Origin of the sequence: Streptomyces sp. BBFR51, assembly GCF_044591655.1 — a bacterium.
Taxonomy (GTDB): domain Bacteria; phylum Actinomycetota; class Actinomycetes; order Streptomycetales; family Streptomycetaceae; genus Streptomyces.
In genome coordinates this window covers 7485508-7511327 of record NZ_CP172448.1, presented here as the reverse complement: position 1 = coordinate 7511327, position 25820 = coordinate 7485508, and the positions used below count along the sequence as shown (strand labels likewise).

Below are 25820 nucleotides of genomic sequence, written 5' to 3'. Positions count from 1 at the left end.
CGCGGCGCCGGCCGAAGCACACCCATACCGACCACCAAGGGGAAGGGTTCGATCAACTCCGCCGCCGATTGCCCCACGATCTGGCCACCGACGAAGAGTACTGACCAGCACCCGACTTGAGGGCATATCGAGCGATGCAAGCCTACGCCTACGCGCATGCTTACCTTGCGCTCCCGAGAGGGTGAACACCCCACTGTCCGGCGGTACCGTCGCGCCGTCGCGTGGCCGCACAAGCTGTGGCCACCGCACGCGTACACCGCCGCCGGACGACCGTCGGCGAACGAAGCCGCGCGTACATCTCCAGCACTCCCCGGAAAGGCGGCCTTGCCATGCCCACCCCCGTCCGTCGCCGAAGAGCCCTCCACTTCCTGCTCGTCGGCACCGGCCTGCTACTGAGCGGCTGCGGTCTCTACCCCGCCGACTCCGGTTCCACGGACGACGGGCCGCTCACCCTCGGATTCGTCAACGGCGGCGACAGCGAGTTCCACACCTGCCTCCAGCGGTCCGTGGAGATCACCGCCAAGAACAACTTCGCGAGGCTGGTCACCTCCAACTCCCGGCAGAACGCCTCGACCGAGCTGAACAACATCGAGGTCATGATCGCGCGCGGGGTCGACGCGATCATCCTGCAGACCGTCGACACGGACACCCTGAAACGCGACATCGAGAAGGCAGAGGAGGCGGGCATCCCCGTCTTCCTGACCTCCGTGAGCACCGACCCCGACGACATCCTGGGAGCGGTGGTCGTCGACCTCCACGCCGTAGGACAGTTGGACGCCCAGTGGGTCGGCGACGACGCAGCGGGCCGGGACGTACAGGTCGCCGTCATCGCGGGGGCGCCGGGCGCTGCCTCCGACCTGCTCACCGACGGCTTCACCAAGGCCCTGCCCGCCAACGCCGAGGTGGTCGCCGAACAGCCGGGCATGTTCGATCCCAAGAAGGCCGGCGAGGTCGCCGCCACCATGGCCCGGGCCCACCCCAGCCTGGACTACGCCTTCGTCGCCAACGAGCAGATGGCCTTCGCCGCCCGCAAGGCCTTCGACGCGGCCGGAGCGGACCATGTCAGGATAGTGACGGTCAACGGCACCGACGAGGCCCTCGCAGCACTGAAGGACGGACGCTTCTCCGCGACGGTGTCCAACTCGGCCGGGAACACCGGCGAACTGGCCGTCCGCAACACCATCGCCCTGCTGCGCGACAGAAGGGCGCAGAAGATCGACCACACCCCCATCCGCCTGGTCACCAAGGCCAACGCGGATACGGCACCCCTGTACTGCCCCTCCGACTACTGAGACGGCCGCGCCGGACTCCTGCACGCCGTGACTGATTGACGCCCGCAACCGCGGGCCGCGAGTCCTCCCGGCCATGATCGTGGGCGCTCTCGTACACCCGTCGGACCCGTCGATACAGTCGGTTTACGAGCACGCCTTCGCTCACCTGCTCACCGGTGTGGGGAACGGGCTGACGTCGGAGGCGGCCGCTCGTCACATCATGCGCCTGCCATTGCCGCTCGTCATACAGCAACCGACCCATGCGGTGCCGCTCGCTTGTGCGACGTGTCGTCGGTCGACTGCCGGGAGTGGGCCTGCCCGCACCCGACGAGGCCGTTGACACCTTCACCCGGCCTTCCTCCGTGCTGGACTCTCCTGAGTCCAACCACGGCGCCTGAGCGTGTTCTCACCAGACCGCCACGGGCCGCCGACGGGCCTCGTCCGCACTCGTCGGCCATGGCCGCAGGTCCGGCGGTGTCTCCCGCGGACCGTCGTAGGCGACAACCGGTCCTCGCGTCACGGGGGCGGCTTCGTTCGAGGACGAAGCCGCCCCGTCGCGTCACCACACGCGCGTGCCCTGGCCGACAGGCACCCCCGCCGTGGCGCGGTGCGAACGCGGGCGGTCCCGGAGCAACGTCGCGGTCGGCCTCCTGACCCGCCACGACCTCGGGCCTCGGACGGCTGTCCACCGCCAGCGTCGCCGACATTGCCGGTGGCATCAATCTACTTTCGAGCATTGCCAAAGCCCACCCTCGGATCACCAAGGCCTGGGCCGACACCGGCTACCGGACCAAGGACATCGACCACGGCGCCCACCTCGGCATCGACGTCGAGACCGCACGGCGTGACCCTGGACAGAAGGGATTCAAGGTCATCCCGCGGCGCTGGGTCGTCGAGCGGACATTCGGCCGGCTCATGAACCACCGCCGTCTCGCCCGCGACTACGAAACCCATCCGCATCGCTCCGAGGCCATGATCCGTCTCGCGATGATCGACCTGATGAGCCGCAGGTTCACCCGAGAACCAACTCCTAACTGGAAGGACTCATAACGGCTCGTGGCGGGGCGGTATGTGCGGCGGGCGCTACCCGTGCTGCCGTGGCTGTCGGCTCTGACGATCTCCGTGATCGTGGCCGTGGTCATTGCGGGCAGCGCCGACGCCATCAAGTCGTCGGCCGGGGTGGTGTTCCTCGCCGTCGTGCTGCACAACGGCCTCGGGCTGGCGCTCGGCTACGGAGCGGGGCGCCTGGGCAGGCTCGGCGAACCGGGGAGCCGCGCCATGGCCTTCGAGGTCGGCATGCAGAACTCCGGCTTCGCGGCCTCACTGGCCACGGCCCACTTCAGCCCGCTGGCGGCGCTGCCGGCCGCGGTGTTCTCCGTCTGGCACAACGTCTCCGGCTCCCTGACCGCTGCCTGGCTGTCGCGCCAGGGGCGGTGACCGAGGGCCGGCCGAGCGGGGGTTCTCCGAGGCGGGCCGGGTCGGCGCGGGCCGGCCGCCGGTCAGGTCCGGACGGGCTCGCGCACCATGAAGACGTCCACGGCGTCCTCGGTCTCGACGGTGAACCCGTGCCGCTCGTACAGCCGTCGGGCCGCGCTGCCCCGCAGTACGTTCAGGCGGACGGGATCACCGCCGCGCTCCGCGCACCGCGCCAGCAGCGCGCGGAGCGCGGTCGAGCCGATGCCTGCGCCCTGCAGGCGCGGGGTGAGGTAGAAGTGCTCCAGCCACCGGCCGTCCTCGGCTGGCCGCAGCGCCACGCAGCCGACGAGCGCGCCCTCCACCTCGATCACCCAGGTGTGCGTCCGGTCGAATCCGTCCCTCAGCCGCTGCCGCACCCGCCGTTCGTCGTACCGGCCGAGCCGCTCCAGGTCCGCCCGCAGTACCACGGCCCGTAACTCGGCGACGGCTTCCACGTCCGACGCCGACGCGGGCCGGACTTCCCACTCCACCATGATCGTCACGCTACCGGCCGTGGTCCTGCCCGGTTCCGGCTGGCTGCCGGTCCGTACGCCGATGCCGGCCGCCGCGTCCTCGCGGTGGCCGGCTTGCGTCTCTGCCGCCGGGGGCGATCAGTGCGCGCCGACCAGCTTCTGCTCCGCGCTGTCGTCGGCTGGCTTCGTGCGCAGGGCCGCGATGCCGATGAAGACCATGGAGGAGAAGCCGGCGATGGCGAAGGCGGTGAAGCCCCAGTCGCCCTTGTTCGCGGCGAGCAACTGGCCGCCGAGCCAGGGGCCGAAGACGGCGCCGAAGCGGCCCATGCCGGAGGTCCAGCCGACGGCGGTGGCGCGGTTGGCCGGGGTGGAGCCGATGGACACGGTCGCGTAGATCATGGTCTGGGCGCTGTTGAGGAAGACGCCGGTGAGGAAGACGACCACGAAGGTCAGCGTCAGCGGCATGTGGACGCTGAGCAGGAAGACGCCGCAGGCGGTCAGCGCGAACCAGATCGCCGAGATGCGCGGGGCGCCGAAGCGGTCAGAGGCGCGGCCCGCGACCAGCATGCCGACGATGCCGCCGAGGTTGAACAGCACGACGAAGGTCAGCGCGGAGCCCAGTTCGTAGCCCTCGCCGCGCATCAGGGTGGGCAGCCAGGTGGCGACGCCGTAGACGAGCAGCAGTCCGCCGAAGGAGGCCAGCCAGTACAGCAGGGTCTGGATCCACTCGCGGCCGCGGAAGAGGTTGGCCAGGTTCTCCCAGCGGGCGGTGACCGGCTTCCCGGCGGGGGCAGCGGGGAGTTCGACGTCGTGGCGGCCGGCCAGCGCGCGGGCCTCCTCGGTCCGGCCGTGGGCGACGAGGAAGCTCAGCGACTCGGGCAGGAACCTCAGGAGCACCGGGACGAAGAGCAGCGGGACCACGCAGACCCAGAAGGCGGAGCGCCAGCCGAGCGGCTCGACGATCCACAGGGCCACGTAGGCGGACAGGATGCCGCCGGCGTGGTGGGCGGTCATCAGCAGGCCGATGGTGATCGCGGCGCGGCCCCGGGGGGCGTAGTCGGAGACCATGCTGATCGCGGTCGGCAGCAGTCCGCCGAGGCCGACACCGGCCAGGGTCCGGCCGAGCCCGAAGACGGAGACGCTCCCGGCGACCGCGCAGAGGCCGGAGGCCAGTGAGAAGAGCGTGACGCAGGAGAGCATCAGCTTCTTGCGGCCGATCCGGTCGGCCACCGTCCCCGCGGCGAGCGCGCCGACCAGCATGCCGAAGGTGGCGTAGCTGCCGAGGTCGCCGGCCTGGCCCGAGGTGATGCCGAGGGCCTTCTCCCGAAGCATGTGGGGCAGCACCGAGCCGTAGATGAACATGTCCAGGCCGTCGAAGAGGACGGCCAGCCAGCAGAGGCCGACGACCAGCAGGGCCAGTCTGCTGCCGCGGGCGGACAGCGCGGGTGAGGAGGACATCGTTGTTTCCTCTCGTCCAGGAGGCGGTGCCTGGAGGGGACGGACGTGTGATGGGGCGACGCTAAGGAGCGCACTCCAGGAGTGTCAACGCTTTTGTTAACAATCTCAGCAACGATTTGGGGGGTGGGCCGCGCGCGGACACGCGCGACCCACCCCCCTGTGCGAAACCTGTCAGGCGACCGGCGGTGTGCCGTGGGTGTGGAAGGACGCGATGGTCTTCAGGCCCCAGGCCTGCCCCTTGGCCCGCTCGGCCTCGGTCCAGGTGATGAGCGGCCAGTCGGGCGCCAGCACCAGGCGGGTGAGCGGGTTGCACAGTTCGATGCGGTTGCCGCCGGGCTCGTAGACGTAGAGGAAGAACGTCTGCTGGATGGCGTGCTTGTGCGGGCCGGTCTCGATGAACACACCGGTGTCGATGGCGAGGTCGGCGGCGCGCAGGATGTCCTCGCGGGTGTCGGCCGCGAAGGCGATGTGGTGCAGGCGCCCGGACGAACCGGTCCAGTCCTCGGTGTAGACGACGTCGTACGACTTGTCCGTGAAGGTCAGCCAACGGGCCGCGATCTTCCCGGAGTCGAGCCGGATCTGCTCGGTGGCCCGGGCGCCGAGGAGCTGTTGCTGGAACTCGGCGCTCGCGAGCACGTCGGCGGCGAGGAAGTTGATGTGGTCCAGGCGGCGCACGCCCACGCCCCGGTTGGGTCTGGCCTGCGGCTGGTTCTTGAGAGCGGGCCTCAGTTCCTCGGGCGCCCGGTAGTGCTCGCTCTCCCAGTACAGGGCGTGCTCGTGCCCGTCGGGGTCGGTGGTGAGGTACAGCTCGCCGATGCCCGGCTCGTCCTGGACCCATGTGCCGGGCCGTCCCGCCGCCTCCAGCGCCGCCACCCTGCGCCTGAGCGCCTCCTCGCTGGAGGTGCGCAGCGCGAGGCGGCCGAGGCCGGGCTGTTCACGGGCGGTGAGGACGAGGCTGTGGTGTTCGTAGTCGTCGTAGGTGCGCAGGTAGACGGTGTCGCCGTCCTGTCCGTTGACGGTCAGGCCCAGGTAGTCCGTGAAGAAGGCGACGCTCGCGTCCAGGTCGGGTGTGAAGAGCTGGGCGTGGCCGACATGGGCGATGTCACCGAGCGGCGGAGTCATGGTGGCCTCCAGGGCGTTGTGCGGGGACCGGTGCCGTCGCTGCGGACCGGGGGAAGACGGTGCCGTCGAAGATCTTGCGCGCGGTGCGTACGACGGCGGTACGGCGGACCACGAGCGGACCGGGGTCGAGATCCACGCCGACCTCCAGGAAGCCGGTGGGGTGTTCCACCCGGACGCGGTCGCCGGACTCGGGGAGTCGGGCGATCCCCTCCCCCACGCCACCGGGGACCCGCAGCCCCGCCGCCACGCTCGCGGCGCCCAGGACGCCGATGGAGGTGTGGCAGCGCACGGGGATGAAGGTGCGGGTGGTGACCGCGCCGCCGTCGCGGGGCGGGGCGAGCAGGGTCAGCTTGGGCACGGTGGCGCCCTCGACGTCGCCGAGGCCCATCAGGTGCCCGGCGGCCAGCCGGATCTCGTTCAGGCGGTCGGCGAGCGCCGCGTCCTGCTCCAGTTCCGCGGGCGTCTCGTAGCCGGTGGCCTTCAGCGCGGCGGCCGGGATCAGCACGACCGGCATGCCGTTGTCGACGCAGGTCACCTCGGTGCCGGAGACGGTGTCGCGGACGTTGCCCGTGGGCAGGAGGGGGCCGGCGCCCTGCGGGAACTCGATGACGACCGCGGCGGCGGTGCCGGGTACGCCGGATATCCCGGTGTCCCCCGTGTAGTCGACGCGTCCGCCCGGGGTCGGGAAGGTCGCGACGGCGAGTTCACCGGTGTTGAGCATCCGGATGCGTACGGACGTCTCGGCGTCGCCGGCCGGTACGAGCCCGCGCTCGACGGCGAACGGGCCCACCCCCGCGAGGATGTTGCCGCAGTTCTGCCGGTCGGTGACCTCCGGGGCGTCCACGGCGACCTGGAGGAACAGGTAGTCCACGTCCGCGTCCGGGTCGTCCGAGCGGGAGACCACGGCGACCTTGCTGGTCAGCGGGTGGGCGCCGCCCAGGCCGTCGATCTGGCGGGCATCGGGGCTGCCCATGGTCCGCAGCAGCAGGTCCTCGCGGGCGCCGGGGTCGGCGGGGAGGTCGGCGGCGAGGAAGTAGGCGCCCTTGGAGGTGCCGCCGCGCATCAGCGTGCAGCGCACCTCCTCGGTGCCGGTCACGGCCGCTCCCCGGCGGCGTACTCCTCGTACGACTGGTAGGTGACGCCGAGTTGCTTCAGCTTCTCGCGCAATCCGTAGCGGTCGAGGCCGAGTTGCCCTTCGACGAAGGCGGCGCGGGTGGCGGCCTCCTTCTGCTCGCGGGCCTCGCAGGCGTCGGCGACCCGCCGGGCGTCCTCGCGCGGGACGACCACCACCCCGTCGTCGTCGGCGACGATCACGTCACCGGGGCGGATCACCCGGCCGTCGACGGCGACCGGCACGTTGACCGAGCCGCCGGTGGCCTTCACCGTGCCCTGTGCGGAGACGGCACGGGACCAGGCGGCGAAGCCCATCTCCCGCAGCTCCTGGGTGTCGCGGATGCCCGCGCCCGTGACCAGGCCGCGGACGCCGCGCCGCTGGAGGGCGGTGGCGAACAGCTCGCCGAACATGCCGTCGGTGGAGGGGGAGGTGGTGGTGACGACCAGGACGTCGCCCTCGCCGCACTGCTCCACGGCGGCGTGGATCATCAGGTTGTCGCCGGGCCAGCTGAGCACCGTGACCGCGGTGCCCGCGACCCGTACGCCCTGCTGGACGGGGCGGATCTCCGGGCCGAGCAGCCCGGTGCGGCCCATGGCCTCGCTGACGGTGGCGACACCGTACGCGGCGAGTGCCTCGACGTCCTCGGCGTCGGCCTTGGGCGGGTTGGTGACGACGACGCCGCTCATGCCAGCTCCTTCGCGATCTGCGGGTAGGGGCGCATGAACGCCTCGGCCATGGTCTGGTGCGCCAGGCCCAGGTTGGGGCCCGCGTTGCGCTTGAGCTGGACACCCCGGCGGACGGCGAGGTCGGTGTAGTAGTCCCACAGGTGCTGCTGCGCGGCGAGGCACTCCATCGCCTTGCGCTTGGTCTCCCACACCTCGGTGATGTCGAGCAGGACCTCGGGCCTGAAGCCGCTCATCTCGGGCTGGTGCGGCTCGAAGTAGAAGACGGGCGGGGCGCCGATGATCTCGCCCTCACCCGGGTAGCCGATGGCCTGGGCCAGGACGCGCGCCTCCATTGCCATGCGGTGGGCGGCCGGGTGGTCGCCGTTGTACGGGTCCTCGACCGGGTGGGTGAGTACGACGTCGGGCTGGGTGGCGCGGTAGACCTCGACGAGCCGGTCGGTCAGCTCCGGGGTGACGGTCAGCGGGTAGTCTCCGGCGTCGAAGAAGCGGACCTCGGCGCCGAGCGTGGCGGCGGCCTTCTCGGCCTCCTCCCGGCGCAGCGCCTTGATCTCCGCCAGCTTCTTGCCCTCGCGCCAGGCCTTGGCGGACTCGCCGCGCTCGCCGAAGGTCAGGCACGCGATGGTGACCTTCTCCCCGCGCGAGGCGGCCAGCGCGATGGCGCCGCCCGCCCGCCACACGAAGTCCCCCGCGTGCGCGGTGACGACGAGGGTCGAGCGGGGGACGGCGGCGGGCGCGTTGCCGTACGTCATGGGTGAATCTCCTTGGTGGACAGGTGGCGCCCGCCTCGGTGCGTGTCTCAGGTGCCTGTCTCAGGTGCCTGCGTCACGCGCGTGTGTCAGTCGCGCAGTGCCTCGATCACGCTGGTGAGGTGGGCCCGGACGGCCGCCTCGGCGGCCTGTGGGTCCCTGGCCTCGATCGCCTCGATCATGGCCAGGTGCTCGTTCAGGGACTGCTGCGGACGCCCCGGGCGCAGTGCCAACTGGAAGCGGTGCCGCACCAGTTGGGCGTTGAGCCGCTCCAGCAGCTCCACGGCCGTGAGCTGGCCGGAGAACTCCCGGATCCTGGCGTGGAGTTCGTGGTTGAGGTCCGAGTAGGTCAGTGGTTCCCCGCCGGCCACGGCCTTGCGCATCGCCGAGCCCAGGTCCTTGAGCCGGGCGATCTGCCCGTCGTCGACGGCGGCGGCGGCCTTGGCCGCGCAGAGCCCCTCGAGGACCAGGCGGCACTCGGTGATGGCGACCGCCTCCTCCACGGTGACCACCCGCACCCGTGAGCCGCGGTTGCGGATGCGCTCGACGAGCCCCTGGGACTCCAGGTCGATCAGCGCGGCCCGGATGCTGGCCCGGGTCACGCCGAACTGCTCGGCGAGTTCGTTCTCCACCAGCCGCTGCGCGGGTGCCATGTCGCCGCGCAGGATCGCCTGCCGCAGCTGCCCGAGCGCAAGCTGTTTGGCCTGCTCCCCGGTGCCCGGACGGGCTTGGTTCGGCATGGTTGCCCTCCCTGAGTGAGTGCCTGTCGAACGTAAATCTAGCCAAACAAGATTGTCAACAATTTTGTTTGCGTTATTTGGCGTTCCGGCGCCCCTTCCGGACCGCTCCCGCCGTCGCGATGTTTGTCCTGTCAAAAGGTTGACATGATGCCGATGCCCGCCCAGGGTGGCCTGGACAGATCACGGACAGGTCCGAAGAGGGGCTCTCATGGTCGACGCACTCGGTGTCGCGGTCGTCGGTTTCGGCTGGATGGGCCGGGTGCACACCCAGGCGTACGCCCGCGTCCGGCACCACTATCCGCACCTCGCGCTGCGCCCGGAGTTGTTGACGGTCGCCGAGGAGGTGCCGGGGCGGGCCGAGGAGGCTGCCGCGCAGTTCGGGTTCGCCTCGACGACCCGCGACTGGCGGGAGGTGGCCGCCGACCCGCGCGTGCGGGCGGTCAGCATCACCGCGCCGAACTTCCTGCACCGCGAGATCGCCGTGGCGATGGCCGAGGCGGGCAAGCACATCTGGATCGAGAAGCCGGTCGGACTGACCGCCGGCGACGCCCGCGCGGTGGCGGACGCGGTGGCCAAGGCCGGAGTGCAGGGCGCGGTCGGCTTCAACTACCGCAACGCGCCCGCCGTCGAGGCCGCCCGCGACCTGATCGCCGCCGGGGAGATCGGCGCCGTCACGCATGTCCGCATCCGTCTGTTCAGCGACTACGCGGCCCATCCCGAGGGCGCCCTGACGTGGCGGTTCGAGCGCGAGCGCGGCGGCAGCGGCGTACTGGGCGACCTGGCCTCGCACGGCGCCGATCTGGCCCGCTTCCTGCTCGGCGACATCGCGTCCCTGACCGCCGACACGGCGATCTTCCTGCCCGAGCGGGCCCGCCCCACCGCGGCCACCGCGGGTCACTCCCGGGCCGTCGGCGGCGAGCCAGGACCGGTCGAGAACGAGGACTACGTCAACTGCCTGCTGCGTTTCACCTCCGGCGCCCGCGGTGTCCTGGAGGCCTGCCGGGTCTCGGTCGGCGAGCAGAACAACTACGGCTTCGAGGTGCACGGCACCACGGGCGCGGTGTTCTGGGACTTCCGCCGTATGAACGAACTCGGCGTCAGCCGCGGCACCACGTACCAGGACCAGCCCGTCAGCACCGTCCATGTGGGCCCGGGGCACGGCGAGTTCGGCGCCTTTCAGCCGGGTGCCGCGAACGCCATGGGGTACGACGACCTGAAGGTGGTGGAGGCCTACCGCTTCCTGCGCTCGGTCGCGGAGGGCGTCCCGCACGGCGCCACCCTGCCGGACGCCGTGCACAGCGCGGCCGTTCTGGAGGCCATGACGCGGTCCGCCGAGAGCGGCGCCTGGGCCGAGGTCCGGCAGGAGAGGTGACGGCGGGCGCCGACCGGGAGTGTGGGTGGCACCACCCCCGGTCCGGGCATCAGGCCCAGGGACGCCGGGCCCCCGGGGCGGCAGGCTCGTGTCGTCGGCGAACACGCCGACGGCAGGCCCTTCCTCACCGCTTGGGGAGAAACCCATGACCGAGTCACCCACGCCCCAGTCACCCATGACCGAGTCGCCCGCGACCGAGACCCTCCTCCGGCGGCTGACCGGTGGCGCGGGCATCGCCGCCGCTGCCGCCCTCATCGTCGAAGTCCCCCTGTACTTCGTCTACTCGGGTCCGCCGCCGGACGCGAACGTCCTGGCCCGGCTGCTGATCGGGATCGTGGCGCTCGCCTTCCTCGTCGTGTTCGTGACGGCCTTCCGGGAGTTGGTCAGGCGGGTGAGCCCGGCCCACGAGTGGGTGGGCTCCCTCGCCTTCGCCACGGGGCTGGTCTACGCGACGGTCACCCTGGTCTCCAGCGGTCTGGAGGCCGGCGCGGTCATCGCCGCCGACCACCCGATCGACCCGACCATCGACGTCAGCGGCACGTACATCCTCTACGGGTCGATCTCGCGGCTGATGCTCGCGTTCTTCCTCACGGCCGTGGGGTACGCCGTCTCCCGCACCCGCCTGCTGCCGCGCTGGACCGGCCGGTCGGCGTACGTCCTCGCCGTCGTCAACCTGGCCTTCGTGCCGTCGCTGTTCTTCGGCAACACCCCCGCCGACTTCTACGCGGCGAACGGCTGGGGCACCACCGCCCTGATGGGCGCCGTCCTGAGCTACTGGCTGCTGGCCCTGGGCATCTGCGTCTACCGGGGCGCGGCCCGTCCCGGCGTCGGTCAGCGGGCCGGCGCGGGCGGCATATTGTAGGGGGTGACCACCTGGATCGCGGACGGCGGTGTCGGGCCCGCGGGCGGCAGCGCGCCGTGGGCCCGCATGACGAGCCGGCAGGCCTCCCGTACGTCCTGGCGCAGGTCGTGATGGAGCACGGCGGACAGCCGGTGCTCGCGCAGCAGGCGGGTGTTGTCCTGGTCGAGGTCGTGCGCGACGAACACCGCGCAGGAACGGCCGAGGTCGTCGAAGGCCCGCAGGGTGGCGATGTTGCCACCGCCGATCGAGTACACCGCACGGATGTCCGGGTCGCGCTCCAGCGCGGCCCGGACCAGTTCGTACTGGGTGGCGTCCAGGCCCTGCCCCTCGGCGACCCCGACGAGCCGGCGTCGCGGGTGCCGGGCGCGCATCACACTCCGGAAGCCCATCTCGCGCTCCTCCTCGTTGCGGAAGAAGCCGCTGCTGAGGCTGGTGAGGACGTTGCCGGGCCGCTCGCCGAGCCACTGGCCCATGAGGTACGCGGCGGTCGCGCCGGCCGCCCGGTTGTCGATGCCGACGTAGCCGAGCCGGGTGCTGACGGGCAGGTCCGTCACCAGGGTCACTACGGGCACGCCCGCGGCGGTCAGCCGGTCCACCGCGGTGGCCACCTCGGGGACGTCCGGCGCCTTGAGGATCACGCCCTGCGAGCCGCGGCGGGCGATGCGGTCCAGGGTGGCGGTCAGTTCCCCGGCCGGGCCGGTCTGGCGGAAGTGGAAGCGGGAGCGCACGACGGCGGGGTGCAGGGAGGGCAGTTCGGCCTCCAGCGCGGCGCGTACGGCGGTGGAGAAGCGGTCCGGGGTCTGCATCACGATGTCGATCATGAAGGTGCGGCCGACCAGCCGGACCTGGGTGCGCTGCCGGTCCAGGTCGGCGATGGCCCGGCGCACCTCGTCCGCGGTGCTCTGCCGCACCCCGCCCCGGCCGTTGAGCACCCGGTCGACCGTGGCCTCGCTCAGGCCCGCCTGACGTGCGATCTCCCTGATCGGGAAGGGGTGGCCCATCACCGGCTCCTTGGCTTGACCACAGCTGCGGCTTGAAGGGTTTTTGATGGCCGCCTGCTGGTTGTTCGACGCGTTTGTCAGGACAAGAATGTCAGCACCGCGTGGCCCCTGTCAGCGAAAGGACGACGATGTCCTCCACTCCCGTCCCCGCCCACCGCGCCTGGCTTTTCGAACGGGACTGCGACCTCGGCGCGTTCCGCGCGCTCGTCGAGAGCGTCACCGACCCCGCCGCGTATCCGCGGGCCTCGGCCGTGGAGCGGAACATCCCGGTCTACGAGGCCGGCCGGCTCCGCGACGACCGCGCGACGGCGGCCGAACTGGTCCACGCCCTCGCCGACGGCCCCGGCATCGTCGTCCTCAAGGGCGCGTACCCGGACCCGGCGGTCGTCGACCGGGCCACCGCCGTGTTCGACGCCCTGATCGCCGAGCAGCGTGCCTCGGGTGCCACGTCCGGCGACCACTTCGCCGCGCCCGGCGCCAACGACCGGGTGTGGAACGCCCTGGAGAAGGCGGCCCTGCACGATCCCGAGGCGTTCGCCGAGTACTACGCCAACGAGCCGCTGGCCCTGGTCGCCCGCGCCTGGCTCGGCCCCGGCTACCAGGTCACCTCGCAGATCAACGTGGTCAACCCGGGCGGCGCCGCCCAGACCGTGCACCGCGACTACCACCTGGGCTTCCTCTCGGGCGAGGTCGCCGCCGCGTACCCGGCGCACGTGCACCGCCTCTCCCCCGTGCTCACCCTCCAGGGCGCCGTCGCACACCGCGACATGCCCGTCGAGTCGGGGCCCACGATGTACCTGCCGCACTCGCAGAAGTACGAGCCCGGCTACCTGGCCTGGCGGCTCCCCGAGTTCCGGGCGTACTTCGAGGCGCACCACGTCCAGCTGCCGCTCGCCAAGGGCGACGCGGTCTTCTTCAACCCCGCGCTGTTCCACGCGGCCGGCACCAACCGCTCCGCGGACATCCGCCGCATGGCCAACCTGCTGCAGATCTCCTCAGCCTTCGGCCGCGCCATGGAGACCGTGGACCGGGAAGCCGTGGTGAACGCCGTCTACCCCGTGCTGCTCAAGCGCCGGGCCGAGGGCGTGGGCGAGCGCTGGCTGGAGCATGTGATCGCCGCGAGCGCGGAGGGGTACCCCTTCCCGACGAACCTCGACAGCGACCCGCCGGTCGACGGACTGGCCCCGCCCTCCCAGGCGGACCTCGTACGGCGGGCGCTGCGCGAGGAGTGGACACCCGAGACCCTGGGCGCAGAGCTGCGGGCCGGCCGCGAACGGCGGGAGAGCTGAGGCACGTGAACGCGAACGCGACGGGACTTCTCGACGACAAGGTCGTCCTGGTCAACGGCGGCAGCCAGGGCGTCGGCGCCGCGATCGCGCGGGCCGCCGTGCGCGAGGGGGCCGTCGTGGCCGTCACCGGGCGGCGCCCGGAGCCCGGTGCGGCCCTGGTCGCCGAGCTGACGGCGGCGGGCGGCAAGGCGCTGTTCGTACGGGCCGACCTGGCGGACGCCGGGCAGGCGAAGGCGTCCGTGACCCGGGTCGTGGACGCGTACGGCCGGGTCGACTGCCTGGTCAACTCGGCGGGGCTCACCTCCCGGGGGACGCTCCTCGACACCACCCCCGAACTGTTCGACCAGCACATCGCGATCAATCTCAAGGCACCGTTCTTCGCGATGCAGGCCGCTGTCGCGGACATGGTGGGCCGGGGCGCGCCGGGCACCGTCCTCAACATCATCACGTCCTCGGCGCACGGCGGGCAGCCCTTCCTGGCGCCCTACGTCGCCGCGAAGGCAGGCCTCGTCGGCCTCACCAGGAACGCCGCGCACGCGCACCGTTGGGACCGGGTACGGATCAACGGACTGAACATCGGCTGGACGGCCACCGAGGGCGAGGACGCCACCCAGCGCGCCTTCCACGGCGCCGGGGACGACTGGCGCGAGCGGGCCGCCGCACGGCTGCCGATGGGAAAGCTCGGGCAGCCGGACGAGATCGCCGACTTCGTGGTCCTGCTGCTGTCCGACCGGTCCGGGGTGGTCACCGGGTCGGTGATCGACTGGGACCAGAACGTTCTCGGCGGCCTGGACTGACCCACTCCCCGTACGACCGTTCGACCGGCACACCGCACCGCACCGCACCGCACAGTCACCAAGGAGCACGACCCGCATGCGTATTGGAATCCTCGGCCTCGGCCGCATCGGCGCCTTCCACGCCGAGACCCTCTCCGGGCTCGACGCCGTCGGCTCGCTCGTCGTCACCGACCCGTTCGCGGACGCCGCGAAGGCGGCCGCCGAGCGGTTCGGCGCCGAGGTCGCGGACTCGCCCGAGGCGGTGCTGGCCGCCGGGGTGGACGGCGTGGTGGTCGCCGCGGCGACCGACGCCCACCCGGCCCTGCTGCGCGCCGCCGTCGAGGCCGGCGTACCCGTCTTCTGCGAGAAGCCCGTCGCCCGCACCATGACGGAGGGCGTCGAGGTGCTCAAGGCGGTCGCGGGCCACGACGTGCCGGTCCAGATCGGCTTCAACCGCCGCTTCGACGCCGGGTTCGTCGCCGCGCGGGCGGCCGTGCGGGGCGGTGAGCTGGGCAAGCTGCACACCGTACGGTCGACCACGCTGGACCCGGCGCCGCCGCCCGCCGCCTACGTCGCCGCCTCCGGAGGCATCTTCCGGGACTGCTCGGTGCACGACTTCGACATCATCCGCTGGGTGACCGGCCGCGAGGTGAGCGAGGTGTACGCCGTCGGCGGCAACCGCGGCGCCGACTACATCAGGGAAGCGGGCGACGCCGACACCACCGGCGCGGTCCTCACCCTGGACGACGGCACGATCGCCGTGGTCTCCAACAGCCGCCACAACGCGCGGGGGCACGACGTCCGCATGGAGATCCACGGCTTCGAGGACTCCATCGCCGTGGGTCTGGAGGACAGGCTTCCGCTGCGCTCGGTCGAGCCGGGCGCGACCTTCCCGTCCGGCATCCCGCACGACTTCTTCATGGACCGCTTCGCCGCCGCCTACCGCGCCGAGCTGACCGCGTTCACCGAGGTCGTCGCGGGCAGCCGTACTTCCCCCTGCACGATCGAGGACGCGCTGGAGGCGGGCTGGATCGCCGAGGCGTGCACCCTGTCGCTGCTCGAGCACCGCCCGGTGACGATCGCGGAGGTGCGGCGGGGCTGAGCCGGGCCGCGGAGCCGGCGGGCCGCGGGGTCAGCTCGCCGGCTCGCCGATGTTCACCATCCAGGGAACGCCGAACCGGTCCGTGCACATGCCGAAGACGTCGCCCCACATCTGCTTCTCCAGCGGCACGGCGACCGAACCGCCGGCGGACAGCTTCTCCCAGTAGCCGCGCAGCTCGGCGTCGTCGTCGCCGCTGAGGCTCACCGAGAAGTTGTTCCCCGGGGTGTGCTCCATCCCGGGCGGGGTGTCGGCGCCCATCAGGGTGAAGCCGCTCGGGGTCTCCAGCATGCCGTGCATGATCTTGTCGGTGTACGCGCTGTCCGGCATGCCGGCCGAGCCGAAGGTGTTCAGCGCCAGCGTGCCGCCGAACACCTGCTCGTAGAACTCCATCGCCTGTCGGGCGTCGCCGTCGAAGCTGAGGTACGGGTTGAGACGCGAGGTCATGTCTGCCTCCCGGAACGGGACGAAGGGTCAGTGCTGCGCACGCTAGCGCGCACCACTGACAACGGCCCGCCGAGCGGCGCGCCGGCGGGACGCTCCCCCGCCGGCGCGGTCGGTCTCAGGCGCCGCAGGACCGCAGGAACTTACGGGTGCGCACCGCGATGGGCAGCGGCTTGTCCGGTTCGCAGGGGTACATGTCCTGCTCGACGATGGCGAACAGGTCCACGTCCAGTTTCTGGGCCGCCGTGAGCACCGGGCCGAGATCGGGCACGCCGGCCGGCGGTTCGCACATCACACCGCGCTGCACGGCGGGGCCGAACGGCACCCCGCCCGCCCGCACCTCGGCGAGGATCTCCGGGTCGACCTGCTTGAGGTGGAGATAGCCGACACGCTCGCCGTAGGTCTCGATGAGCTTGACGCTGTCGCCGCCGCAGTAGGCGTAGTGGCCGGTGTCCAGGCAGAGGCTGACGAGGTCGGAGTCGGTGGAGTCCAGGAAGCGCTCGACGTGCTCCTCGGTGTCGATGTGGGTGTCGGCGTGCGGGTGGACGACGATGTCCAGGCCGTACGTCTCCCGCACCTCGTGGCCGAGGCGTTCCATGCCCTTGGTGAGGTGCGTCCACTGCTCGCCGGTCAGCTCCGGCGGTTCCAGGATCTCGGCGGTCTTGTCGTCGCGCCAGAAGGACGGGATGACGACGAGGTGCTTCGCGTCCATGGCCTGCGTCAGCGCGGCGACGCGGCTGACCTGTTCCCAGGTGGCGTCCCACTCGGAGGGGCCGCGGTGCAGCCCGCAGAAGATGGTGCCCGCGGAGACCTTGAGGCCGCGCCGGGTCACCTCGTCGGCGAGCCGGGCGGGGTCGGTGGGGAGGTAGCCGTAGGGGCCCAGCTCGATCCAGTCGTAGCCGGCCTCGGTGACCTCGTCCAGGAACCGTTCCCACGGGACCTGCTGGGGGTCGTCGGGGAACCAGACGCCCCAGGAGTCGGGGGCCGAGCCGACGCGGATGCGGTCGAGGGCAGCGGGCATCTTCAGGCCTTCCCTTCGGCGGTACCGGATGTGGCGCTGTCGGTCTTCTCTGCGCCGGCGGTCTTCTCCGCGGTTTCTGTCTTCTCCGCCGTTTCGGTCTTCTCCGCGGTTTCTGTCTTCTCGGCACTGTCCGGCACGGGGGCTCCCGGCGCATCCTGCGTGTCGTCCGGGAGCGCGTCCACGTCGACGCCGCCGACCTGCGCCAGCTCGTGCTTGAGGGCGGCGAGTTCGGCGCCGCCGGCCATGTGGTTGGTGAGGGCCTCGAGGGTGATGTCGGCGCGGGCGGCGCTGAGTTCGAGGGTGCCCAGGCGCAGCACGCTGAAGTGGTCGCCGACCATGTAGGCGTGGTGGGGGTTGTGGGTGATGAAGATGACCCCGAGGCCGCGCTCGCGGGCGGCGGCGACGTACTTGAGGACCACGCCGGACTGCTTGACGCCGAGGGCGGCGGTGGGCTCGTCGAGGATGAGGACGCGGGCGCCGAAGTAGACCGCTCGGGCGATGGCCACGCACTGGCGCTGGCCGCCGGAGAGGGTGCCGATGGGCTGTTCCAGGTCGTCCAGGACGATGCCCATGTTGCGCAGTTCCTCGTCCGCGGTCCGCTTCATGCGGTCGATGTCGAGACGGCGGACCGGCCAGGGGCCCTTGGTCATCTCGGAGCCGAGGAAGAAGTTGCGCCACACCGGCATCAGGGGCACGGTGGCGAGGTCCTGGTAGACGGTGGCGATCCCGCGGCCCAGCGCGTCGCGCGGGGTGGTGAAGCGCACGGACTCGCCGTCGACGAGGAACTCGCCCTCGGTGTGCTGGTGCAGCCCGGAGATGATCTTGATGAGGGTGGACTTGCCGGCGCCGTTGTCGCCGAGCACACAGGTCACCCGGCCGGGGTGGACGGCGAGGTCGACACCGTGCAGGGCGCGGATGTTGCCGTAGGCCTTGCCGGCGCGGCGCAATTCGACGATCGGCCGGTCCTGCTCGGGTACGGGGTCGGCGAGGACGGCGCCGTGGGTGCCGGGGGCTCCGGGGGTTCCGGGGGTCTTGCTGGTCATTTCCGATCACCTCCGGGTCGCGGCGCGGCGGACGTACAGGTTGATGAGGACGGCGCCGAGGAGCATCGCGCCGAGGAAGGCCTTGAACCAGTCGGGGTTCCAGCCGGCGAAGACGATGCCCTGGTTCACCATCCCGAACATGAAGGCGCCGAAGACCGGGCCGATGGCGGAGCCGTAGCCGCCGGTCAGCAGACAGCCGCCGATCACCGCCGCGGCGATGTAGATCAGCTCCTGGCCGACGCCCTCGCCGGACTGCACGGTGTTGAAGGAGAACAGCTGGTGCATGCCGATGAACCAGGCACCGAAGCCGACCAGCATGAACAGCGTGATCTTGGTGAAGGTGACGGGCACGCCGACCGCGCGGGCGGACTCCTTGCTGCCTCCGACGGCGAAGATCCAGTTGCCGTACTTGGTGCGCAGCAGGACCCAGGTGGCCAGGGCGGCGAAGACCAGCCACCACACGACCGTGATCTTCACCTGGACGCCGCCGACGTCGAAGGACGAGGCGAACAGGGCCTTGGCCTGGTCGAAGCCGTCCATGTCGCTGATGTCGTCGGTGGCGACGTTGCCGGTGACGAGCTTGGTGACGGCGAGGTTGACGCCCTGGAGGACCAGGAAGGTCGCCAGCGTCACCAGGAAGCTCGGCAGGCCGGTCTTCATCAGCACCCAGCCGTTGAAGGCGCCGACGGCGAGGGAGGCCACGAGGGCGACGACCACGCCCATCCAGACGTTCATCGTCAGCTGGTAGCTGAGCATGCCGGCGGTGAGCGCCGAGGTGACCACGGCGACACCGGCCGACAGGTCGAACTCGCCGCCGATCATCAGCAGGGCGACGGGCAGCGCCATGATGCCGATGGTGGACGACTGGTACAGCACCGTCGCCATGGAGCCGCCGTCGCGGAGCGTGGGGGCGGCGATCAGGAAGAAGACGAACACGGCGACGGCGCCGAGGAAGACCCCGACCTCGGGCCGGGCGAGCAGCCGCAGCGCCACGGGGCGCTCGCGGGTCCGCCCGTCGGCCTGCCCCGGGCCGGGGGCCGGCGGTGTGGTCACCGCCGGCTCAGCCTGTTGGGCCATGCTCATCACCGGGTGCCCTTCGAGGCGAACTCGGCGACGGCCTTCACGTTGGACTTGTCGACGAAGGCCGGACCGGTCAGCACCGGCTGCTCACCGCCGCCGCTGTAGTTGCCGTTGTTCTTGTAGAGCCACAGCCCGTCGACCGCGAGGTAGCCCTGGAGGTAGGGCTGCTGGTCGACGGCGAACTCGATGTCGCCCTTCTCGATGGCGCCGGTCAGTTCCTTGTTGAGGTCGAAGGTGGCGATCTTGGCCTTGCTGCCGCCCTCGTCCACCGACTGCACGGCGGTCATGGCGAACGGGGCGCCGAGGGTGACGAGATGGTCGATGTCGCCGTCCTGCTTGAGCTTGGCGGTGATGGTCGACTTCACCGAGGGCATGTCGGTGCCGTTGACGTAGAGGTTCTCGATCGAGCCCTCGAAGGTCTTCTTCACGCCCTCGCAGCGCTGGGTCAGGCCGACGTTGCCCTGCTCGTGGATCACACAGGCGGCCTTCTTGGCGCCGTCCTCGTTGAGCCGCTTGCCGAGCGCCTCGCCGGCCACGGTCTCGTCCTGGCCGAAGAACTCCATCAGGCCGAGCTTCTTCCAGTCCGCCAGACCGGAGTTGAGCCCGACCACGGGTATGCCGGCCTTCTCGGCCTTGCCGAGGACGCTCCGCAGGGCGTCCGGCTTGGCGAGGGTGACGGCGATGCCGTCGACCTTCTGGTCGATCGCGTTCTGCACCAGGTTGGCCTGGTTGCCCGCGTTCGGGTCGGCGGAGTAGACGAGCTTGATGTTGTCCTTGGCGGCGGCGGCCTCCGCTCCCTTGCGGACGATGTCCCAGAAGGTGTCGCCGGGTGCCTGGTGGGTGACCAGGGCGACGGTCATGCGGGGGGTGTTCGCCTTGCCCGCTGAGGCGCCCGAGTCGCCCTCGTCGTCGGCCTTCTTCCCGCCCGAGCTGCTCGAGCAGCCGGCGAGGGTCAGGGCCGCGGCGGCGGCGAGGGCCACCGCGGGGGCGAATCTGCGGGAGCGGGCGTGCGAAGAGCGGTCCATCTTTCCTGCACCTCACTGTGCGACTGTGCGACGGGAAGCCGTGTGCCAGACCAGAGAAGAACGGCTGTTGCGCTGGGACCGGATACAAGTCCTTGAGGCGCCCGCTGTCAATACTTTGTCAAGACATCATTTCACTCGCAGGTCCGAATGTAAGTACAAAGTATTGACACGGTCGCCTCGGAGTCATACACCTGGGAGGCGGCAGGCCCCCCGCCCAGCCCGAGGAGCGTCGCACATGGCCGAGTCAGTCCAGCATTTCGATCTGATCACGATGGGTCGCATCGGGGTCGATCTCTATCCCTTGCAGACGGGCGTACCCCTGGCGGAGGTTGAGACCTTCGGCAAGTTTCTCGGCGGTTCGGCCTCCAACGTGGCGGTCGCCGCCGCCCGGCTCGGCCGCGCCGCGGCCGTCATCACCCGCACCGGCGACGACCCCTTCGGCGGCTATCTGCACCAGGCGCTCAAGGAGTTCGGCGTCGACGACCGCTGGGTCACGCCGGTCGCCGCCTACCCGACTCCGGTCACGTTCTGCGAGATCTTCCCGCCGGACGACTTCCCGCTGTACTTCTACCGCCGGCCCAAGGCGCCCGACCTGGAGATCCGTCCGCAGGAGCTGGACCTCGACGCAATCCGGGCGGCCAGTATCTTCTGGATGACCGGCACCGGACTGAGCGAGGAACCCAGCCGTACGGCGACCCTGGCGGCCCTCGCCCACCGCGCGGGGTCCGGCACCACGGTTTTCGACCTGGACTGGCGCCCCATGTTCTGGGCCGACCCGGACGAGGCCCGCCCGTACTACGCCGAGGCGCTGCGGCACGCGACCGTCGCGGTCGGCAATCTGGACGAGTGCGAGATCGCCACGGGCGTACGCGAGCCCCGCGCCTGCGCCGAGGCACTGCTGGCCGCCGGGGTGGAACTGGCCGTCGTCAAGCAGGGCCCGAAGGGCGTCCTCGCCGTCCACGCCGACGGCCGGTCCGCCGAGGTGCGACCCGTCCCGGTCGAGGTGGTCAACGGCCTCGGCGCGGGCGACGCGTTCGGCGGCTCCCTGTGCCACGGTCTGCTCTCCGGCTGGGAGCTGGAGCGGATCATGCGGTACGCCAACGCGGCCGGCGCCCTCGTCGCCTCCCGTCTCGCCTGTTCCTCCGCGATGCCCACCGAGGCGGAGGTCGACGACCTCCTCGCGCGAGCCACTCCCTGAACGGAGCAACGTCTTGTCCCTCAGCATCTCCAGCATCCCGGACCTCACCGCGGTCAGAGCCCGGCACCCGGAGGCGATCGCCGAGGCGGCGGCCCGCCGGGTACGCCGTCCGCTGATCGGCGACTCCGGCCGGCTGATGATCGTGGCCGCCGACCATCCGGCGCGCGGCGCGCTCGGCGTCGGCGACCGCCGGCTCGCCATGGCCAACCGGGCCGACCTGCTGGAACGCCTGTGCACCGCGCTGTCCAGGCCCGGCGTCGACGGGGTGCTCGCCACCGCCGACGTGCTGGAGGACCTGCTGCTGCTCGGGGTGCTGGAGAACAAGGTCGTCATGGGTTCGATGAACCGGGGCGGCCTGGCGGGCGCCGCCTTCGAGATGGACGACCGTTTCACCGGCCACCGCGCCGAGGACATCGCCCGCCTGCGCTTCGACGCGGGCAAGCTGCTGGTGCGCATCGACTACGACGACCCCGGCTCGCTGACCACCCTGGAGGCGAGCGCCCGCGCGGTCGACGCCATGGCCGCGTGCCAGCTGCCGTTGTTCGTCGAGCCTTTCATCTCCCGCCGGGTCGAGGGCCGGCTCCGCAACGACCTGTCCGCCGAGGCCGTCACCCGCTCCATCGCCATCGCCTCGGGCCTCGGGGGCACCTCCGCCTACACGTGGCTGAAACTGCCCGTCACCCACGACCCGGACGACATGGCCGAGGTCCTGGAGACCTCCACGCTGCCCGCGGTCCTGCTCGGCGGCGACATAGGCGGCTCCCCCGCGGACCAGAGCGCGGCCTACGAACGCTGGCGCAAGGCACTGAGGCTGCCCACCGTGCAGGGCATGGTCGTCGGCCGCTCGCTGCTCTACCCGGCCGAGGGCAGCGTGGAGCAGGCGGTGGACACGGCCGTCGGACTGCTGTGACCGAGGAGAGGCGGAGGACCAGGAGATGACGTATCACCTGCCCGCGGACAGGACCGCGGACGGCCCCTACGACGTGGACGTGACACCCGAGAGCGCCGGCTGGGGCTACTCCGGCCTGCGCGTGGTGTCGCTGCCGGCCGGCGGCAGCCACACCTTCGACAGCGGCGACAGCGAGTGGATCGTCCTGCCGCTCAGCGGCGGCTGCTCCGTCGCGACGGCCGACGACTTCGGCCAGGACACCTTCGAACTCACCGGCCGCGACAGCGTCTTCAGCGGCGTCAGCGACTTCGCCTACGTCCCGCGCGACGCCCGTACGACGGTGACGTCCGCCGGCGGCGGCCGGTTCGCGCTCACCGGCGCCCGCTGCACCCGCCGTCTGCCCAGCCGTTACGTGCCGGCGTCGGCGGTGCCGGTGGAGCTGCGCGGCACCGGGAACTGCTCGCGGCAGGTCAACAACTTCGGTGCCGCCGGGGTCTTCGAGTGCGACAAGCTGATCGCGGTCGAGGTGATCACCCCCGGCGGCAACTGGTCCTCCTTCCCGCCTCACAAGCACGACGAGCATCGCCCCGGCGAGGAGTCGGTGCTGGAGGAGATCTACTACTTCGAGTTCGCCGGCCACGACGGCACCCCCGGCCTCGGCTACCAGCGGGTCTCGCCGTCCGGGCAGGGCAAGGGCACGGACGTGCTCGCCGAAGTGCGGGACGGGGACGTCGTGCTGATCCCCGACGGCTGGCACGGGCCGTCCATGGCCGTGCCGGGCCACCACATGTACTACCTCAACGTCATGGCCGGTCCGGAGGCCGAGCGCGCCTGGCTGATCTGCGACCACCCCGACCACGCCTGGATCCGGGACACCTGGCCGGACCAACCGGTCGACCCCCGGCTCCCCCTCTACACCGCACCGGAGAGGTCCGCATGAGCGCCGCCGCCACCCGCCGACTGACCACCGCCCAGGCCCTGGTGCGCTTCCTGGCCGCGCAGTACACCGAACGCGACGGCGTACGGCACCGCCTGATCGCCGGCACCTGGGGCATCTTCGGCCACGGCAACGTGGCGGGTATCGGCCAGGCGCTCGTCGAGTACGCGGACGCGATGCCGTACCACCAGGGCCGCAGCGAACAGGCCATGGTGCACGCGGCCGTCGGCCACGCCCGGCAGCTGAACCGCCTGTCGGCGCAGGCGGTGACGACGTCCATCGGCCCGGGCGCCACCAACCTGGTCACCGGCGCCGCCCTCGCCACCGTCAACCGTCTGCCGGTCCTGCTGCTGCCCGGCGACTACTTCGCCTCGCACGCCGCCGACCCGCTGCTCCAGCAGCTGGAGCACCCGGTCGAGGCCGACGTGTCGGTCAACGACGCCCTGCGGCCGGTCTCCCGGTACTTCGACCGCGTCAACCGCCCGGAGGCCCTCGTCGCGTCCGCGCTCCGGGCGATGCGCGTGCTCACCGACCCGGCCGAGACCGGCGCGGTCACCCTGGCGCTTCCGCAGGACGTGCAGGCGGAGGCGTACGACTGGCCGGAGCAGTTCTTCGCCGACCGCGTCTGGCGGGTACGGCGCCCGGCCCCCGACCCGGTGGAACTGGCCGAGGCCGTGGACCTGATCCGCGCCGCCGAGCGCCCGGTGATCGTCGCGGGCGGCGGCGTCCACCACAGCGAGGCCGAGCAGGCGCTGAAGGCCTTCGCCGACGCCACCGGCATCCCGGTCGCCTCCACCCAGGCCGGCAAGGGCTCCCTGCGCCACGACCACCCGGCCGACCTCGGCGGCATCGGCCACACCGGCACCGCCGTGAGCGACGACCTGGCCCGCACCGCGGACCTGGTGATCGGCGTCGGCACCCGCTACTCGGACTTCACCACCGCCTCCGGCACCCTCTTCCAGCACCCGGACGTCCGCTTCCTGAACCTCAACATCACCGCCTTCGACGCCCACAAGCTGGCCGCCCGCACGCTGGTCTGCGACGCGCGGGCGGCGCTGACGGCGCTGACGGACGCGCTGCCGGACCACCGGGTGGACGCGGCGTACGAGGCGGAGTACGGGGCGGGAAAGGCCCGTTGGGAGGAGACGGTCCGGGCGGCGTTCCGCGCCGACGACGACGGCGCGGTGCCGACCCAGACGCAGGTGCTGGGCGCCCTGGACGCGGTCGTCGGCGACGAGGACGTGGTGATCAACGCGGCCGGCTCGCTCCCCGGCGACCTGCACAAGCTGTGGCGGGCCCGGTCCCCGCGCCAGTACCACCTGGAGTACGGCTACTCCTGCATGGGCTACGAGATCCCGGCCGCGCTCGGCGTCCAGCAGGCCGCGCCCGGCACGCCGGTGTGGGCCCTGGTCGGCGACGGCACGTATCTGATGAATCCGACGGAGATCGTCACCGCGGTGCAGGAGAACCTGCCGGTCAAGCTGGTGCTGGTCCAGAACCACGGTTACGCGTCGATCGGTGGCCTGTCCGAGTCGGTGGGCGCCGAGCGCTTCGGCACCGACTACCGCCACCGCGTGGCCGACGGCTCCTTCACCGGCGCCCCGCTCCCCGTCGACCTCGCCGCCAACGCGGCCAGCCTCGGCATGGACGTACTGCGCGCCAAGACGGTGCGGGAGCTGCGCGAGGCGCTGACGACGGCCCGCGCGGCGACCCGCCCGACGTGCGTGTACGTCGAGACGGCGCCCGCGCCGTCCGCTCCCCCGGCCGAGGCGTGGTGGGACGTGCCGGTGGCCGAGGTGTCCGCGCGCGAGGCCGCGACCGACGCCCGCGCGCGGTACGAGGGGGCGGTCGCCGACCGCCGCCACCACCTCTGACGCCCCCGCCCCCCTGACAGCCAGTCACCTACGCAAGGGAGGTACGTCCATGGCGAAGACCGGCGACCCCGCACGTGCCGTGACCGCCCCGGCGCTCAGCACTCTGGACTTCGCCCTGGACCGGAGCAGTCCGGTGCCGCTGTACTACCAGCTGGCCCAGCAGTTGGAGGCGGCGATAGAACACGGCGTCCTCGCCCCGGGGAACCTGCTGGGCAACGAGGTCGACCTCTCCGTCCGCCTCGGCCTGTCCCGCCCGACCGTCCGCCAGGCCATCCAGTCCCTGGTGGACAAGGGGCTGCTGGTCCGGCGGCGCGGGGTCGGCACCCAGGTGGTGCACAGCCAGGTCAAACGCCCACTGGAGCTGAGCAGCCTCTATGACGACCTGGAGGCGGCCGGGCAGGGACCCGGCACGCGGGTGGTGCGCAACGAGAGCGCCCCGGCCACCGCCGAGGTGGCGGCGGCCCTCGGTGTCGCGGAGGGCAGCGAGGTCACCCTCCTGGAGCGGCTGCGCCTCACCCACGGCCAGCCGGTGGCGCTGCTGTGCAATTACCTGCCGACGGGGCTGCTGGACCTGGACGACGCCCGGCTGGAGTCGACCGGCCTGTACCGGATGATGCGCGCGTCCGGCATCACCCTGCACAGCGCCCGCCAGACCGTCGGCGCCCGCATCGCCTCCCGCGAGGAGGCCGAGCGCCTCGACGAGCGGGAGGGCGCCGCGCTGCTGACCATGCAGCGCACGGCGTACGACGACACCGGGCGGCCGGTCGAGTACGGGACGCACATCTACCGCGCGTCCCGGTACGCGTTCGACTTCCAGCTGCTGGTCAGGAACTGACGGAGGGTCA

The 25820-nt window shown here is 71.6% G+C and carries 24 protein-coding genes and 2 pseudogenes; 13 read left to right on the top strand and 13 right to left on the bottom strand.

Annotated features, from left to right (window positions below; all coding sequences use genetic code 11):
• The first annotated feature begins 329 nt into the window (after nt 1–329).
• The 3 genes and pseudogenes from ACGH7X_RS34115 to ACGH7X_RS34105 form a co-directional block, all read left to right on the top strand.
• Nucleotides 330–1292 carry a sugar ABC transporter substrate-binding protein gene (locus ACGH7X_RS34115; protein ID WP_399892800.1) on the top strand — a complete coding sequence of 321 codons (963 nt, stop codon included), beginning with the start codon at nt 330–332 and terminating at the stop codon, nt 1290–1292.
• A 660-nt stretch (nt 1293–1952) separates the two neighbouring features.
• Nucleotides 1953–2321 (top strand): annotated as a pseudogene (locus ACGH7X_RS34110) (transposase); the annotation flags it as partial.
• Nucleotides 2322–2708: pseudogene (locus ACGH7X_RS34105) on the top strand (bile acid:sodium symporter family protein); the annotation flags it as partial.
• Nucleotides 2709–2770: 62 nt separating this feature from the next.
• Here ACGH7X_RS34105 and ACGH7X_RS34100 read toward each other — a convergent pair.
• The 7 genes from ACGH7X_RS34100 to ACGH7X_RS34070 form a co-directional block, all read right to left on the bottom strand.
• Nucleotides 2771–3220: a GNAT family N-acetyltransferase gene (locus tag ACGH7X_RS34100; RefSeq protein ID WP_399892797.1), complete on the bottom strand. Its 450-nt coding sequence runs from the start codon at nt 3218–3220 to the stop codon at nt 2771–2773.
• A 117-nt stretch (nt 3221–3337) separates the two neighbouring features.
• Nucleotides 3338–4657, bottom strand: coding sequence for an MFS transporter (locus ACGH7X_RS34095; RefSeq protein WP_399892794.1), 1320 nt, complete (start codon nt 4655–4657; stop codon nt 3338–3340).
• A 171-nt stretch (nt 4658–4828) separates the two neighbouring features.
• The gene (locus ACGH7X_RS34090) at nt 4829–5779 is read right to left on the bottom strand and encodes a VOC family protein (RefSeq protein WP_399892791.1); all 951 of its coding nucleotides are present in this window, start codon (nt 5777–5779) and stop codon (nt 4829–4831) included.
• Entirely contained in the window at nt 5760–6875 is a 1116-nt protein-coding gene (locus ACGH7X_RS34085; RefSeq protein WP_399892788.1) for a 4-oxalomesaconate tautomerase, read from the bottom strand. Before ACGH7X_RS34085 ends, ACGH7X_RS34090 begins: the two co-directional genes overlap by 20 nt.
• Nucleotides 6872–7579: a 4-carboxy-4-hydroxy-2-oxoadipate aldolase/oxaloacetate decarboxylase gene (locus tag ACGH7X_RS34080; protein WP_399892786.1), complete on the bottom strand. Its 708-nt coding sequence runs from the start codon at nt 7577–7579 to the stop codon at nt 6872–6874. Before ACGH7X_RS34080 ends, ACGH7X_RS34085 begins: the two co-directional genes overlap by 4 nt.
• Nucleotides 7576–8328, bottom strand: coding sequence for a PIG-L deacetylase family protein (locus ACGH7X_RS34075; protein WP_399892783.1), 753 nt, complete (start codon nt 8326–8328; stop codon nt 7576–7578). The genes ACGH7X_RS34080 and ACGH7X_RS34075 overlap by 4 nt, the downstream gene beginning before the upstream one ends.
• 86 nt (nt 8329–8414) lie before the next feature.
• A complete protein-coding gene (locus ACGH7X_RS34070; protein WP_399892780.1) occupies nt 8415–9065 on the bottom strand; it encodes a GntR family transcriptional regulator in 651 nt (216 codons plus the stop codon).
• A 208-nt stretch (nt 9066–9273) separates the two neighbouring features.
• On the opposite strand from ACGH7X_RS34070, the gene ACGH7X_RS34065 reads away from it, so the two are divergent.
• Nucleotides 9274–10437: a Gfo/Idh/MocA family protein gene (locus ACGH7X_RS34065; RefSeq protein WP_399892778.1), complete on the top strand. Its 1164-nt coding sequence runs from the start codon at nt 9274–9276 to the stop codon at nt 10435–10437.
• Nucleotides 10438–10582: 145 nt separating this feature from the next.
• A complete protein-coding gene (locus ACGH7X_RS34060; RefSeq protein WP_399892775.1) occupies nt 10583–11299 on the top strand; it encodes a hypothetical protein in 717 nt (238 codons plus the stop codon).
• Here ACGH7X_RS34060 and ACGH7X_RS34055 read toward each other — a convergent pair.
• A complete protein-coding gene (locus ACGH7X_RS34055) occupies nt 11269–12300 on the bottom strand; it encodes a LacI family DNA-binding transcriptional regulator (RefSeq protein WP_399892772.1) in 1032 nt (343 codons plus the stop codon). The two genes, ACGH7X_RS34060 and ACGH7X_RS34055, sit on opposite strands and share 31 nt — an antisense overlap.
• A gap of 128 nt (nt 12301–12428) precedes the next feature.
• Between ACGH7X_RS34055 and ACGH7X_RS34050 the strand changes: the two genes are divergently transcribed.
• The 3 genes from ACGH7X_RS34050 (at nt 12429) to ACGH7X_RS34040 (ending at nt 15467) form a co-directional block, all read left to right on the top strand.
• Entirely contained in the window at nt 12429–13589 is a 1161-nt protein-coding gene (locus tag ACGH7X_RS34050; protein ID WP_399892770.1) for a phytanoyl-CoA dioxygenase family protein, read from the top strand.
• Between the two features lie 5 nt (nt 13590–13594).
• Entirely contained in the window at nt 13595–14386 is a 792-nt protein-coding gene (locus ACGH7X_RS34045; protein ID WP_399892767.1) for an SDR family oxidoreductase, read from the top strand.
• Between the two features lie 76 nt (nt 14387–14462).
• A complete protein-coding gene (locus ACGH7X_RS34040; RefSeq protein ID WP_399892764.1) occupies nt 14463–15467 on the top strand; it encodes a Gfo/Idh/MocA family oxidoreductase in 1005 nt (334 codons plus the stop codon).
• A gap of 30 nt (nt 15468–15497) precedes the next feature.
• Here ACGH7X_RS34040 and ACGH7X_RS34035 read toward each other — a convergent pair whose 3' ends face one another.
• The 5 genes from ACGH7X_RS34035 to ACGH7X_RS34015 form a co-directional block, all read right to left on the bottom strand.
• Nucleotides 15498–15911, bottom strand: a complete 414-nt coding sequence (locus ACGH7X_RS34035) for a VOC family protein (protein ID WP_399892761.1) — start codon at nt 15909–15911, stop codon at nt 15498–15500.
• A gap of 115 nt (nt 15912–16026) precedes the next feature.
• Nucleotides 16027–16929 (bottom strand): sugar phosphate isomerase/epimerase family protein, encoded by a 903-nt coding sequence (locus ACGH7X_RS34030; RefSeq protein WP_399892759.1) that lies wholly within the window; start codon nt 16927–16929, stop codon nt 16027–16029.
• Nucleotides 16930–16931: 2 nt separating this feature from the next.
• Nucleotides 16932–17972, bottom strand: a complete 1041-nt coding sequence (locus ACGH7X_RS34025; protein ID WP_399892756.1) for an ATP-binding cassette domain-containing protein — start codon at nt 17970–17972, stop codon at nt 16932–16934.
• 6 nt (nt 17973–17978) lie between these two features.
• Nucleotides 17979–19055, bottom strand: a complete 1077-nt coding sequence (locus ACGH7X_RS34020; RefSeq protein ID WP_399892753.1) for an ABC transporter permease — start codon at nt 19053–19055, stop codon at nt 17979–17981.
• Nucleotides 19055–20077 (bottom strand): sugar ABC transporter substrate-binding protein, encoded by a 1023-nt coding sequence (locus tag ACGH7X_RS34015; RefSeq protein ID WP_399892750.1) that lies wholly within the window; start codon nt 20075–20077, stop codon nt 19055–19057. The genes ACGH7X_RS34020 and ACGH7X_RS34015 overlap by 1 nt, the downstream gene beginning before the upstream one ends.
• Nucleotides 20078–20312: 235 nt before the next feature.
• On the opposite strand from ACGH7X_RS34015, the gene iolC reads away from it, so the two are divergent.
• Genes iolC through ACGH7X_RS33990 form a run of 5 tightly spaced genes read left to right on the top strand, consistent with a single transcriptional unit; the run spans nt 20313 to nt 25810 of the window.
• Entirely contained in the window at nt 20313–21275 is a 963-nt protein-coding gene (gene iolC, locus ACGH7X_RS34010; protein ID WP_399892747.1) for a 5-dehydro-2-deoxygluconokinase, read from the top strand.
• A 13-nt stretch (nt 21276–21288) separates the two neighbouring features.
• Nucleotides 21289–22185: a deoxyribose-phosphate aldolase gene (locus ACGH7X_RS34005; protein WP_399892744.1), complete on the top strand. Its 897-nt coding sequence runs from the start codon at nt 21289–21291 to the stop codon at nt 22183–22185.
• Nucleotides 22186–22210: 25 nt separating this feature from the next.
• Complete coding sequence (iolB, locus tag ACGH7X_RS34000) at nt 22211–23104, top strand: 5-deoxy-glucuronate isomerase (protein WP_399892740.1); 894 nt, start codon at nt 22211–22213, stop codon at nt 23102–23104.
• Nucleotides 23101–24975 carry a 3D-(3,5/4)-trihydroxycyclohexane-1,2-dione acylhydrolase (decyclizing) gene (gene iolD / locus ACGH7X_RS33995; protein ID WP_399892737.1) on the top strand — a complete coding sequence of 625 codons (1875 nt, stop codon included), beginning with the start codon at nt 23101–23103 and terminating at the stop codon, nt 24973–24975. The genes iolB and iolD overlap by 4 nt, the downstream gene beginning before the upstream one ends.
• A gap of 49 nt (nt 24976–25024) precedes the next feature.
• Entirely contained in the window at nt 25025–25810 is a 786-nt protein-coding gene (locus ACGH7X_RS33990) for a GntR family transcriptional regulator (RefSeq protein WP_399892734.1), read from the top strand.
• Nucleotides 25811–25820 lie beyond the last annotated feature (10 nt).